This window comes from Rhizobium lusitanum (assembly GCF_014189535.1).
Lineage (GTDB): Bacteria > Pseudomonadota > Alphaproteobacteria > Rhizobiales > Rhizobiaceae > Rhizobium > Rhizobium lusitanum_C.
The window spans coordinates 2,174,215-2,186,718 of sequence record NZ_CP050308.1 but is presented as its reverse complement, the minus strand read 5'-3'; the positions used below and the strand labels follow the sequence as shown (position 1 = coordinate 2,186,718).

The window sequence follows — 12,504 nt, the reverse complement described above, 5'->3', positions numbered from 1 at the left end:
CTGCTCAACGGACGGTTAAAAAGAGCTTAATTGCGAGCGAAAAGCCAAGCGGTTTCGGGCAAGAGGGTTAATATCGGGGCTGTTCGTTGGCGATAACCCAAGAGCCGCCGTTCTTCATCGCTTCCGCAAATGACCAAATCGGGTGGAATTCCAACTGGCGGCAAGCGGGATCGGTGGTGTCTTATTGTACCGCCGAAAAGGCGGTCGGTGACAATAGCTGGTTTGAGATATTGGAGAGGATTTGCCCGTCGCGCTCAGACTCGTCGCGGGCCTTAAGCCATGCAGGATCAGTGGTGAAAGCTTTCCATTTCACCTCGCGATCGGCTAGCGATTCCCAGGCGATGAGATAGGTGAGACGCTGGCTGTTTTCGCCCACGATCGTGGTGAAGAAACCCGCCTGCTTGATGCCGTGCTTGTCCCATATTGCCAGCGTATGTTCGGCAAAGCGTTTGAGCAGCGCGGGCAATCGGCCGGGCAGGCAGTCGTAAATTCTGATCTCGTAGATCACAGTCTTGCTTCCCTATGTCCCTTGAGAGCGACAGGTGTTTGGAACTTGCTCCCCTGCGCCTACAAACGTCAATATCCCTATTAGAACAGGCCCTGCAGGTATGTGCGAACCGCTATTCTTCTGTCAAGCTGATCGCCTGTGTTTAGGCGCGGAATCCCGCTGATTGGCCATGACGTTACAGCGATGCCCGCCCATCTTCTGGACCTTTTAGAACGCCCTGAATGTCAGCGTCGTCAGCGAGCGGACGATGCCGGGGATATTGGCGATGTTGTCGTTGATGAACTTGCCGATCTCCTGCTCGTCCTTGATGTAGACTTTCAGCAGCAAGTCGTAGTCGCCGCTGGTGGAATAGAGCTCCGAGACCAGTTCCGTCTGGTAGATGGCGTCGGCGACCTCGTAGGTCTTGCCGGGGGCGCATTGGAGCTGAACGAAAATGGGCTTCATGAGACGATCCTGCTTCTGTCTGCGGCCGCGATTGTAGCCGACGCTTTGCTCTATAATGGTCGAAAGCGCCATGGCCATGCAAGTTTTTCTCTGTCCACCGGATGTCGCTCTCATGAATTCCGCAGTCGGGCGGGAGCGCCAGCCGACAGGTTCGTCGTCGCGTGCGGCCAAGCCAGTCATTGTTGCATTGCGATGGGCAAGATCAGGGCGTAGGAATATCTTGCCCTCCTCATTCATTCCAAGGTCTCTCATCATGCATCTGTCGCTCGCCGAAGCCGAAACGCTGGTTGTGGAGGCCTTGCTGCGAAATCGGGTCAGCCCGGAGAATGCCCGCGCGGTCGCCATCGCGATTGTTGCGGCGGAGGCGGCTGGACAGAGCGGTCATGGCCTGCGCCGCGTGCCGGCCTATGCTTCGCAGGCGAAGGCCGGCAAGACTGATGGTTTCGCCAAGCCGCAACTGACGCGGCCCTATCCTGCTGTGCTGCGCATCGATGCCGGCAACGGCTATGCCTATCCGGCGCTCGATCTTGCGGTTGCCGAGCTTTCCATCATTGCCCGCGAACAGGGGATTGCGCTTGCGGCCATCAGCCGCTCGCATCATGCCGGCGTGATGGGGCTGACGGTGGAGCGCTTTGCCGATCAGGGGCTGGTGGCGTTGATGGTCGCCAATGCACCGGCCTCGATGGCGCCCTGGGGCGGCAAGACCCCGGTCTTCGGCACCAACCCGATCGCCTTTGCCGCACCCTTGCCGGACGCCGATCCCATCGTCATCGATCTGGCGCTGTCGAGGGTGGCGCGCGGCAAGGTGATGGCCGCGCGGCAGAAGGGCGCACCGATCCCGGACGACTGGGCCTTCGACCGCGACGGCAAGCCAACCACCGACGCCGAGGAGGCGCTGATCGGCACGATGATCCCCGCCGGCGAGGCGAAGGGGGCGGCGCTGGCGCTGATGGTGGAGATTCTTTCCGCTGGCCTGACCGGCGCCAACTACGCCTTCGAAGCTTCGTCGCTCTTTGACGACCAAGGCCCGCCGCCCGCGCTCGGCCAGACGATCATCGCCATCAATCCGGCCGCGATGAGCGCTGCCGACACGGCAAAGCGGCTGGCGCTGCTCGCAAGCGAAATCACCAGCGACCCCAATGTCCGCCTGCCCGGACGTCGCGGCCAGACGGCGCGGCGCGAAGCGCTGGCGAGCGGCATTTCCGTCGAGGACGATGTGATCGCGATGATTGAGGGGCTTTAAGGGCTCAAGCGATTGCCGGCCGTGCCTGTTTTTCCTCCAGCCAGCCGCCGGTAAAGCCGGCGCGGTCCAGGCCACGGCGCAGGATCGGCGATTGGCGCATCAGGTTCCAGATCATGCCCGTACGTTCATTCTCGATCATCATCACAAGCAGGCCCTGGTCGATGGCGACCGAGCGGTCGTCGACCCAGCCTTCGGGACCGGATCCCTTGACGCTCGGATTGAAGCCGCCGGGAAAGCGCCCTTCCAGGAGCAGGTTCGGATAGGTTGCAAGCAGGGCCTTGGTGCCGTCGAGTGCCACCTGACGGTCGAACGGCAGGCAGGAGAGTGGTCCCCAGGGCGCGATCGTGCCGTCATCGGGACCGAGCGGTGCGCCGCGCGCCGCATAGCCTAGAACTTTCGGGCTGTAGCGCCGGCTGTGCTTGGTGCCGGTCGGGTTCGGCCCATCGCAGGCCGACAGGCCCCAGATGTCCTTGCCATAGCCGACGAAGTGGCCGGGATTGCGGTCGGCGTAATCGCGCTGGACGGCGATTGCCGTCTGCGTGTTACGGAAATAATCGATTTCCTTCTCGGCGACATACCTGTCGCTGATGCCACGGAAATCGATCCAGGCATGTGAGAAGAGATGGATGAATAGCGGCCCGGCATAGAGAAAGGGCGTGTCCTTGAACATCATCCAGGTGTAGGTCGAGGCGAAGGCGTCATAGCTGGACGAGGGGATGGCATGCGTCGGCGAGGCGAGTGCGAGAACGTAGAGGAAAACAGCCTCGTCATAGCCCTGATAGCGCCAGCGCAGGAAACCGCTGCTCGGCTTCCAGCCCATGCTGATTGTCGGCCCCTTGTTCAGCGCCCAGTGCCAGTCGCAACGCTCGTAGAGGAATGTTGCCCGCGCGCGAATATCCTTCTCGGTCTGGCTGGAGCCGTTGAAGTAGGCGGCCGCCGTTAGGACGCCGAGCAGCAGCAGACCGGTGTCGATGGTCGAGAGCTCGCTGTTCCAGGCGCGCTTGCCGGTCTCCATGTAGAGGAAGTGATAATAGAAGCCGCGATGGCCGGTGGCCCCGCGCTCCTCGCCCTGCTGGCTCTCGGCAAAGAAATTGAGCGCGGCAAGCACCCGCTTTGCCGCATCAGCCCGGCTGATCCAGCCGCGCTCGACGGCAACCGGATAGCTCGATAGCGCAAAGCCGACTGCGGCAATGCTACAGTGGCTCGTCTTGATCGAGGTATCCGCCACCAGCCCGTTTTCCGGATTGGTGTGCAGCATGAAATAGTCGAAAGCCGACCGTTGCAGGCGGTCGATCAGTGCATCGTCGGTATCGGTAGTTTGTTGCAGCATCTCTATCCATCTCCTCGGCGCTCCCGTTTTCTGCTGAGCATAGGAGCTTGGACAGTTGCAAATCAAAGATGATTAATGCTGCCACGCTTTTGTGGATGATTGCTTAAGATCGCGGCATTCGCTGGATTTATGGGCGATTGCTAATGTTCCCGCGCTAGCCGGGCATAATTGCTCCAGGCCCGGCCTTGTCCGCGATCGACGTGAAGTTCGGTTCCGGCTGGCCGCGAAATTCACCCCGCCCTTCGAATTTGCCCCGCCTGTCCTGCAGCCTTTTCCAGGGTTTCCTCCGCCCATTGATTCAGGCTCTTGCCTGCAAGCTCGGCAGCCATGGCAGCGCGGCGATGAACTTCAGGGTCAACCCTGAACATCATCTTGCCGGAATAGGGTTTCTGGGGTTCCTTGCCGATCCGCCGGCAGGTGTCGATGTAGTCGTCGACGGCTTCGTGAAAGGCTTTCTTGAGTTCCGCGACGTTTTCAGCATGAAAACCGATGATGTCGGAGATGCCGGCGATCTTGCCGAAAAAGATCTCATCTTCATCGTCATATTCGATGCGAGCATGATAGCCGTTATAGCTCATGGTGTTCATGGTCTTACTCCAATCTGGATCAGGAATTCCCTGGCATCACGGACCTGATATCGCTTGGCCTCCTTGTCTGGATGCGGGCGATGAAAGCTTGCTACCACACCGTCTTTCTCGAATTTGACGCGCGAACCGCTTCCTTCGATGACGGTCGCGCCCGTTGCGATGAGAAGGCTTTCGATATCGGTCCAATCGATCGTGCCGGATACCGGGTTTCTGAAGACCGCCGCAAGAGTCCTGATCTGCTTGCCGTTCATGCTAGCAACATAGGGAATGCTAGCGGATTATGCAAGCATTTGATCGGGCCCGGCTTCGCCAAGTTTGGCTTTTAACCGCCTCAATGCCCGCCCAAAAACCCGATCATCTCCGAGTGCTCTCGCAAGCATCAGTGCGCCCTGTATACCGACGACCGCCTCTTCCGCGAGAGCATGTGCCTCCGCTTCCTTGACGCCGCCTCTTATTAAGGCGCCGGCGAGCGCTTCGATCCAGCGTTTGAAATAGCCCCTTATCGCGCCGGCGAAACGGTCGCGTGTTTCGTCGAGCGCGAAGGCGCCGATGAGGCAGATGCGACGGCCGGAGCGGAAATAGGTGTCGGTGGTTTCCCACATCAGGGCAATGGCGGCACGGGGTTCGTCCTCCTCGAGCGGCCTGAACATTTGCGTGACGAACCAGGCATCGATATTGGCCATGATCTCCGCCGCCATCTCCTCCTTGCCGTCGGGAAAAAAGTGATAGAGGCTGCCCTTCGATAGCCTGGTGCGGGCCGTGATGCTGCTCATCGATGCGCCCTCATAGCCGAGTTCGCGAAAGACCTCTGCTACAAGGGCAATGGCATCCGATTTTTCGAAGATGGTGCGCGTCATGACCGATCTCAGAGGCCGAGATCGGTGAGGCCGGGATGGTCGTCGGGGCGGCGGCCGAGCGGCCAATGGAATTTCCGGTCTTCTTCCCTGATCGGCATGTCGTTGATCGACGCGAAGCGGCGCTGCATCAGTCCATCGGCATCGAATTCCCAATTCTCGTTGCCATAGGAACGGAACCAATGGCCGCTGTCGTCGTGCCATTCATAGGCAAAACGCACGGCGATGCGGTTGCCGTCGAAGGCCCATAATTCCTTGATCAGGCGGTAGTCGATTTCTCTCGCCCATTTTCGGGTGAGGAATTCGACGATCTCCTTGCGGCCGCGCGGAAATTCGGCGCGGTTCCGCCATTGGCTGTCTTCGGTATAGACCTTCGAGACGCGCTCCGGATCGCGGCTGTTCCAGCCGTCCTCGGCCATGCGGACCTTGGCGATGGCGGTTTCGCGGGTAAACGGCGGTATGAGTGGAGTGGCCATGGTTTGCTCCTAGTTAGACTGATTGGATCACAATAAACCGATCAGTCTAGTTGTGCAAGGCCACTCTGCGTGCTTCCGGATACGCGCTCTATCGCGCGAATTTCTTCGCGCCCACCACGCAGGCGACGACGCTGAGGGTCACGGCAAACATGGACCAGCTAACGCTTTCCTTCAGCAGCGTAGCGGCGAGTGCCAGGCCGAAGAACGGCTGGAGGAGCTGCAATTGTCCGACGGCGGCGATGCCGCCCTGTGCCAGCCCGCGATACCAGAAGATGAAACCGATCAGCATGCTGAAGAGCGAGACGTAGATCAGGCCGATCCAGGCTGGCTCGCCGATATTGTCGATGGTCTGCGGCATCGTGAAGAGGGAAAGCGCAATCATGGCCGGCAGCGAGAGCACCAGCGCCCAGCAAATCACCTGCCAGCCGCCCAGCCGGCGCGACAGCACCGCGCCTTCGGCATAGCCGAGGCCGCAAACCAGGATTGCCGCAAGCATCAGCAGGTCGCCGATCGGCGAGGCGGAGATGCCCTGCGCGAGCGCATAGCCGCAGACGATGGCGCTGCCAATCACCGAAAATATCCAGAAGGCCAGCCGTGGCCGCTCGCCGCCGCGCAAGACGCCGAATATGGCAGTCGCCAGCGGCAGCAGTCCGATGAAGACGATCGAATGGGCCGAGGTGACATGCTTGAGCGCTAGCGCCGTCAGCAGCGGAAAACCGACGACGCAGCCGATTGCGACGATGATGAGGGAGACGAGATCGCCCCGAACGGGCCGCTTTTCCCGGAAGGCAAACAGCAGGCAGAGCGACAGGATGCCGGCGATCGCGGCGCGGGCGACGGTCAGGAAGACGGGATCGAAATCCATCACCGCCACCCGCGTTGCCGGCAGCGAGGCGCTGAAGATCAGCACGCCCGTCAGTCCGTAGATCCAGCCACTCGTTGTCTTGTCCATGCTCATGCTCCTGGTTTGTCGTCCGCGATATCGGCGAAGTCGGCTGGCTATTCCAGAGACGGTGCAGTACAATTCGTATGAACTGTTATGGTATGAGGTGTGGTACGGATGAACGGCTTTATTGCGGCGAACGGGAGCGGCGTCACGCGGATAGAGGGCGTGATGGCGGCGATTTCGGAGCGGATCGCCGCACGGAGCCTCCCGCCCGGCGCGAGGCTCCCTTCGGTGCGCAGCTTCGCCAAGACCATGCAGGTGTCGGTCTCCACCGTGGTCGAGGCCTATGAGCGGCTGGCGGCCGAAGGTGTGATCCGTTCGCGGCCCGGTTCCGGCTTCTATGTCTGCGGGCCGCTCGCGCCGCTTTCCCTGTCCGAGATCGATCCCCGGCTTGACCGTGACGTCGATCCGCTCTGGATTTCGCGGCAATCGCTGGAGGTGGGCGAGGATGTGCTGAAGCCCGGCTGCGGCTGGCTTCCGCCCTCCTGGATGCCGCAGGCGGCACTACGTCGCGCGATGCGCAACCTGGCGCGCACGGAGGGTGGGGTTCTCACCGACTATGGAACGCAGCTTGGATTACCGCCCTTGCGGCAGCTTCTGGCGAGGCGCATGGCGGAGCACGGCATTATCGCCTCGCCCGATCAGATCATGCTGACGGAGTCCGGCACGCAGGCGATCGATCTCATCTGCCGGTTCCTGCTCGAACCCGGCGATACCGTGCTGGTCGACGATCCCTGCTATTTCAATTTCCATGCCCTGCTGCGCGCTCACCGGGCCAATGTCGTCGGCGTACCCTTCACGCCGAAAGGGCCGGATATCGCGCTGTTTGGCGAGGCGCTCGAAAAGCACAGGCCGCGCCTCTACATCACCAATTCCGCGGTTCACAATCCGACCGGCGCGACCTTGTCGCCGGTAACCGCGCATCGCCTGTTGAAGCTCGCGGATGCATCCGACCTGATCATCGTCGAGGACGATATCTTTGCCGATTTCGAGCAGATGCCGGCGCCGCGGCTTTGCCGCCTATGACGGGCTTGACCGGGTGATCCATATCGGCAGCTTCTCCAAGACCCTGTCGGCTTCGGTGCGCTGCGGCTTCATCGCCGCGCGGCCCGACTGGATCGATGGCCTTGTCGACCTGAAGGTGGCCACCAGTTTCAGCAGCGGCCAGCTTTCGGCGGAACTTTTGTTTTCGGCATTGAAGGACGGCAGTTACCGCAAGCATATGGAGGCTCTTCGGGCGCGGCTTGCCAAGACGATGGGCGAGACGGCCTCGCGCCTGGAGGTGAACGGTATCGTCCCCTGGCTGAAGCCGCAGGCGGGCATGTTCCTCTGGTGCCGGCTGCCGGAGGGGATCGAGGCGGCCGGTCTTGCCCGCGCCTGCCTTGCCGAGGGCGTCATCCTCGCCCCCGGCAATGCCTTCAGCCTGATGGATACCGCCGGCCGCTTCCTGCGCTTCAATGTCGCGCAATCGACCGACCCGCGAATTTTCGATGTGCTGGCGGCATCCATGCGGAGGTTGGGCGGGCGCATCTAGCCCCCGCCTCATGTGATCGAGGCTCTGGCCTATTTGGCAAACAGGCTGTTGATATCGGCAAACGCCTTCAATTCGACGGCATTGCCGCTCGGGTCCTTGAAGAACATGGTTGCCTGTTCGCCGGGTTCGCCCCTGAAACGGATATAGGGCTTGATGACGAATTCGATATTCGCCTTGGTCAGCCTCTCCGCCGCGACCTCCCACTCTTCCATCGACAGAACGACCCCGAAATGGCGCACCGGAACGCCGTGACCGTCGACCGCGTTAGCCACGACTTCACCGGTTTCCTGAGGAGCCAGATGGGCGACGACCTGGTGACCATAAAAGTTGAAATCGATCCAGTCGGGAGAGCTTCGGCCCTCCGAGCAGCCGAGAAGACCGCCATAGAAGGTGCGTGCGGCCGCGAGGTCGTTGACGGGGAAGGCAAGATGGAAAGGGTGAAGGGGTGTTGCAGTCATCGTTCATCTCCATGGGGTGAAATCCAATGCCGCGATTTATAAGAAACATTTATTCTTATGAAAAACGATATATAGTGAGCCTGAGAAACAGGAAAAATTATCAATTGTGATTCCGGAACTGAAAACGCTGGTGGCCGTCGCCCGCTTCGGAACCTTTGCTGCCGCGGGCGACCGGATCGGGCTGACGCAAGCAGCGGTCAGCGGCCAGATGAAGCGGCTGGAAGAAAAGCTTGGCGTCCAGCTGTTCGAGCGGACAGGCCGCTCCGCCACGCTGAACGCCGCCGGGCTGAGAACGCTCGAGCGGGCGAAGGACATCATCGCGAAGTTTGATTCGATTGCCGATCCGTCGGATGAAGATAGGGGCGGGCGTCTGCGTGTTGGCGCCATTGCCTCCGTCCAGTCAACCGTTCTTGCCCGCGCGCTCGTGTCGTTTCGCGATCACTTTCCAAAGCATCACATCCATATCGTGCCCGGGATTTCTCTTCATCTGCTCGATCTGCTTGATACGGGCGAGCTCGACCTGGCCGTCGTCATCAAACCTTCTTTCGGCATACCGAAGGATCTGGCTTGGCAGCCGTTGATGCGCGAGCCCTATGTGCTGGCGGTCCCAAGCCATGTGGAGGGTGACGACTGGCTGGCCTTGCTGCAGGAGCAACCGTTCATTCGTTATGAGCGCAGTTCGTTCGGCGGCAGGCAGGTCGATCGGTTCCTGCGGTCCCTGTCGGTCACTGCCAGGGAATCAGTGGAGATCGATGACATATCCGCGATGGTGGCTTTGGTTGGACAGGGACTTGGCGTGGCGCTGTTGCCGATGACCGAGGGGAACTTGCCTCTTCCACCGTCGGTCCGCGTGGTGTCGCTGGCCGACAGGATCTTTTACCGGGAGATCGGTATATTGAAGCCACAGGCGGATCAGCCGGCGATCGCGCATTTCGCCGATTGTCTGACCGCAGCCGTGTCCTGACACTTTTCAGATAGAGCTATTTTTCCAGCCGCTCCCTGCGTTTCAGCATCAGGGAGTCGGCCAGGTGCGGGTTTCGTTTGATTCGTTATATCCAGCATTCACGCTGCCGAATTGACAACATATCATTTAGTCATCTATATGACTGTATGACCTCTTTAGATGACCGACTTCCCCGCTATCAACGATTGCGCGACGATCTTGCCGCGAGGATCAATCGTCAGGAATGGCGACCTGGCGAATCGATTCCGTCGGAGGCGGAGCTCTCGGCAACCTATGGCGTCGCCGTAGGCACCGTCCGCAAGGCGATCGACCAACTCGTGGCCGATGGCGTCGTCGAGCGCCACCAGGGGCGCGGCACCTATGTGCGGCGGGCGCGCTTCAACTCCTCGCTCTTCCGCTTTTTCCGTTTCCAGTCGGAGAGCGGCGAGCGCCGCGTGCCCGAGAGCCGCATTCTTCGGCGTGAAAGTATCGCGGCACCCTCGGCCGTCGCCTCGGCGCTGCGGCTGCGCGAGGGAGACCCTGTCATTTCCCTTTCGCGCCTTCGCCTCATCGGCGGCGTCCCGCTGCTGGCCGAAGAGATCTGGCTGGAAAGGTCGCGCTTCGAAGCGCTGCTGACGATCGATACCTCCGAATTCGGCGATCTTCTCTATCCGCTTTATGAGGAACGTTGCGAGCAGGTGGTTGTATCGGCGGAGGAAACGCTGACCGTCGAGATCGCACCGCCGCTTCAGGCACGCCTGCTGGGGTTGGAACCGGGATCGCCTTTGGTGGTCATCGAGCGTGTTGCCTTCGATCTGGAGCGACGACCCATTGAATGGCGGCGTTCACGCGGTCCCGCCGACCGATTCCGCTATCACGTCGACATACGCTGATCTGTAACCTTTAGGAAAATGAACTGGCGCGCTGGGATAAGGCGCGGGGAGGAGAATAATGTCTAGTTGGTACAAGGAGTGCTCGCCATTGGAACGCAAGACGTTCTGGGCGAGTTTTGGGGGGGTGGGGTCTCGACGCGCTCGATGTTCAGATGTTCAGCCTGGTGATCCCGGCGCTGATCGTCGCTTTCGACATCACCAAAGCCGATGCCGGTCTCCTCAGTTCGATTACCCTGTTTTTCGGCGCGATTGGCGGCTGGTTCGGCGGAGCCCTCGGCGACCGTTTCGGCCGGGTCAAGGCATTGCAGATCACGGTCGCGACCTTCGCGCTTGCCACCTTCGCTTGCGCCTTCGTCACCACCTATAACCAGCTTCTGGTGCTGAAGGCGATCCAGGGTCTCGGTTTTGGTGCGGAGTGGGCCTGCGGTGCCGTGCTGATGGCCGAAATCATCCGGCCGGAAAATCGCGGCAGGGCGCTTGCTGCGGTGCAGAGCGCATGGGCGGTCGGCTGGGGCGGCGCGGTCCTGCTTTCCGCCATCATCTTCACCTTTGTCGAACATGATATTGCGTGGCGTGTACTCTTCGCGATCGGGCTGCTGCCGGCGCTGCTGATCATCTTCATCCGCCGCGGCATCGCCGAGCCACCGAGAGCCACGGCCAAGGCCGACCAGCCGCCGTTCTGGCAGACGGTCGCAGGCATTTTCCGCCCGGACGTATTGCGCTTCACCCTGGTTGGCGCACTTTTTGGCACAGGGGCGCATGGAGGCTATGCGGCGCTGACGACGTTTTTGCCGACCTATCTCCGCGAGGTCCGCCAGCTTTCCGTGCTCGGCTCCAGTGCCTATCTTGCCGTGATCATCGTCGCCTTTTTCTGCGGCTGCATTGTTAGCGGAATGCTCAGCGACCGGCTTGGTCGGCGCGTCAATGTCACCTTGTTCGCGGGTGCCTGCGTGGCGACGGTTCTGATCTACATCTTCGCGCCGCTGTCGAACTGGCAGATGCTGTTTCTGGGCTTTCCGCTCGGTTTCTTCTCGGCAGGCATTCCGGCGAGCATGGCCGCACTTTTCAGCGAGCTTTATCCCGCCGGTGTTCGTGGCACCGGGGTGGGCTTCTGCTATAATTTCGGCCGGATTGTCTCCGCCGGCTTCCCGTTGCTCGTCGGGTACCTGAGCGACAGGATTGGGCTCGGTCCAGCCATTGGCATCGATGCGGCCTTCGCCTATTCCCTGGTGCTGGTCGCCGTGTTCATGCTGCCGGAAACGCGCGGCAAGGTATTCGAGCAGCCCACTTCCTCGGCGCAATCATAGGCTTGCAACCGAATGTCACGAGATACCACCATGATTGAAATCTCTGTCGCTGCCGTCGTGGCTTGCTTCTCGATGGCTCCGGATCCATGGTCTCCATGGGTCCGGACCGCATAGCGATCAACATCATGACTGTATCCTCCTTTCGTATCGATACCCACGCGCATGTCTTTGATCGCAAGCTGAAGCTGGCGCCGGGCAGGCGCTACGCGCCGGAGTACGACGCGCGCCTGAATGCCTATCTGCGTCAGCTCGATGAGAATGGGCTGACCCATGGCGTGCTCGTACAGCCGAGCTTCCTTGGGACCGACAATTCCTATCTTCTCGATTGCCTGAAAGCGGCGGGCGGCCGGTTGCGCGGCATTGTGGTGATCGACCCCGGCACCTCGCTGGAGCAGCTCGTCGCTTATGACGAAGCTGGAGTGGTCGGTATCCGTCTCAACCTCGTTGGGCAGGCCTTGCCGGATTTCGCGACGCGGGAATGGCGGGATCTGCTGGCGACACTGAAGTCACTCGACTGGCAGATCGAGATCCAGCGCAACGCCGCCGACCTCGCGCCACTCGCACAAATGTTGGCGGACAATGGGATGAACGTGGTCGTCGATCATTTCGGCCTGCCCGATCCCAAACTCGGCATCGCCGATCCGGGCTTCCGCGCCTTGTTGGAACTCGGGTCGTCGGGATGGGTCTACGTCAAGCTCTCCGCTCCCTATCGCAATGGGCCGGAAGGGAGAGATTTCGCCCGGCAGGCCTATCCCCTGCTGCGTCATGCCTTTGGTCTGGACCGCCTCATGTGGGGCAGCGACTGGCCGCATACCCAGCATGAGGCGGCACAGACCTATGCCAGCAACCTGGCTTTTTTGGATGAGCTGGTGACGGACGAGGGCGAAAAAAGCCAGATTCTTGCTATGCCGCGAAATTTGTTCAAGTATTGAGCCGGTGCGCAAGCTCGACAGCTTTGCCACAAGGCCGCTCCAATTGCGG

The 12,504-nt window shown here is 60.8% G+C and carries 13 protein-coding genes and 2 pseudogenes; 6 read left to right on the top strand and 9 right to left on the bottom strand.

The features are described from left to right. Positions 1–181: 181 nt before the first annotated feature. Both HB780_RS24400 and HB780_RS24395 read right to left on the bottom strand, forming a co-directional pair. Positions 182–508 (bottom strand): NIPSNAP family protein, encoded by a 327-nt coding sequence (locus HB780_RS24400; RefSeq protein ID WP_183689927.1) that lies wholly within the window; start codon positions 506–508, stop codon positions 182–184. Positions 509–715: 207 nt separating this feature from the next. Then, positions 716–952 (bottom strand): Lrp/AsnC ligand binding domain-containing protein, encoded by a 237-nt coding sequence (locus tag HB780_RS24395; RefSeq protein ID WP_039974084.1) that lies wholly within the window; start codon positions 950–952, stop codon positions 716–718. 253 nt (positions 953–1,205) lie between these two features. On the opposite strand from HB780_RS24395, the gene HB780_RS24390 reads away from it, so the two are divergent. Beyond that, complete coding sequence (locus HB780_RS24390; RefSeq protein WP_183689926.1) at positions 1,206–2,195, top strand: Ldh family oxidoreductase; 990 nt, start codon at positions 1,206–1,208, stop codon at positions 2,193–2,195. A 4-nt stretch (positions 2,196–2,199) separates the two neighbouring features. Here the strand turns inward: HB780_RS24390 and HB780_RS24385 are convergent, their stop codons facing one another. The 6 genes from HB780_RS24385 to HB780_RS24360 form a co-directional block, all read right to left on the bottom strand. Further along, positions 2,200–3,525, bottom strand: a complete 1,326-nt coding sequence (locus HB780_RS24385; RefSeq protein WP_183689925.1) for a glucoamylase family protein — start codon at positions 3,523–3,525, stop codon at positions 2,200–2,202. Positions 3,526–3,755: 230 nt separating this feature from the next. Beyond that, on the bottom strand, positions 3,756–4,112 hold the full coding sequence (locus tag HB780_RS24380; RefSeq protein ID WP_183689924.1) for a type II toxin-antitoxin system HicB family antitoxin: 357 nt from the start codon (positions 4,110–4,112) through the stop codon (positions 3,756–3,758). Continuing rightward, a complete protein-coding gene (locus tag HB780_RS24375; protein WP_183689923.1) occupies positions 4,109–4,363 on the bottom strand; it encodes a type II toxin-antitoxin system HicA family toxin in 255 nt (84 codons plus the stop codon). The genes HB780_RS24380 and HB780_RS24375 overlap by 4 nt, the downstream gene beginning before the upstream one ends. Positions 4,364–4,390: 27 nt before the next feature. Beyond that, the gene (locus HB780_RS24370; protein WP_183689922.1) at positions 4,391–4,969 is read right to left on the bottom strand and encodes a TetR/AcrR family transcriptional regulator; all 579 of its coding nucleotides are present in this window, start codon (positions 4,967–4,969) and stop codon (positions 4,391–4,393) included. Between the two features lie 8 nt (positions 4,970–4,977). Next, a complete protein-coding gene (locus HB780_RS24365) occupies positions 4,978–5,442 on the bottom strand; it encodes a nuclear transport factor 2 family protein (RefSeq protein ID WP_183689921.1) in 465 nt (154 codons plus the stop codon). A gap of 88 nt (positions 5,443–5,530) precedes the next feature. Beyond that, complete coding sequence (locus HB780_RS24360; protein ID WP_183689920.1) at positions 5,531–6,394, bottom strand: DMT family transporter; 864 nt, start codon at positions 6,392–6,394, stop codon at positions 5,531–5,533. A 108-nt stretch (positions 6,395–6,502) separates the two neighbouring features. Here HB780_RS24360 and HB780_RS24355 point away from each other — a divergent pair. Next, positions 6,503–7,922 (top strand): annotated as a pseudogene (locus HB780_RS24355) (PLP-dependent aminotransferase family protein). A gap of 29 nt (positions 7,923–7,951) precedes the next feature. Here HB780_RS24355 and HB780_RS24350 read toward each other — a convergent pair. After that, on the bottom strand, positions 7,952–8,380 hold the full coding sequence (locus HB780_RS24350) for a VOC family protein (protein ID WP_183689919.1): 429 nt from the start codon (positions 8,378–8,380) through the stop codon (positions 7,952–7,954). A gap of 106 nt (positions 8,381–8,486) precedes the next feature. Here HB780_RS24350 and HB780_RS24345 point away from each other — a divergent pair, with 106 nt between their 5' ends. From HB780_RS24345 to HB780_RS24330, 4 genes and pseudogenes are all read left to right on the top strand, one after another. Further along, positions 8,487–9,344, top strand: a complete 858-nt coding sequence (locus HB780_RS24345) for a LysR family transcriptional regulator (RefSeq protein WP_183689918.1) — start codon at positions 8,487–8,489, stop codon at positions 9,342–9,344. Between the two features lie 146 nt (positions 9,345–9,490). Further along, positions 9,491–10,216 (top strand): GntR family transcriptional regulator, encoded by a 726-nt coding sequence (locus HB780_RS24340; protein WP_174161970.1) that lies wholly within the window; start codon positions 9,491–9,493, stop codon positions 10,214–10,216. A 58-nt stretch (positions 10,217–10,274) separates the two neighbouring features. Beyond that, positions 10,275–11,523: pseudogene (locus tag HB780_RS24335) on the top strand (MFS transporter). Between the two features lie 125 nt (positions 11,524–11,648). After that, positions 11,649–12,455, top strand: coding sequence for an amidohydrolase family protein (locus HB780_RS24330; RefSeq protein ID WP_286203059.1), 807 nt, complete (start codon positions 11,649–11,651; stop codon positions 12,453–12,455). Positions 12,456–12,504 lie beyond the last annotated feature (49 nt).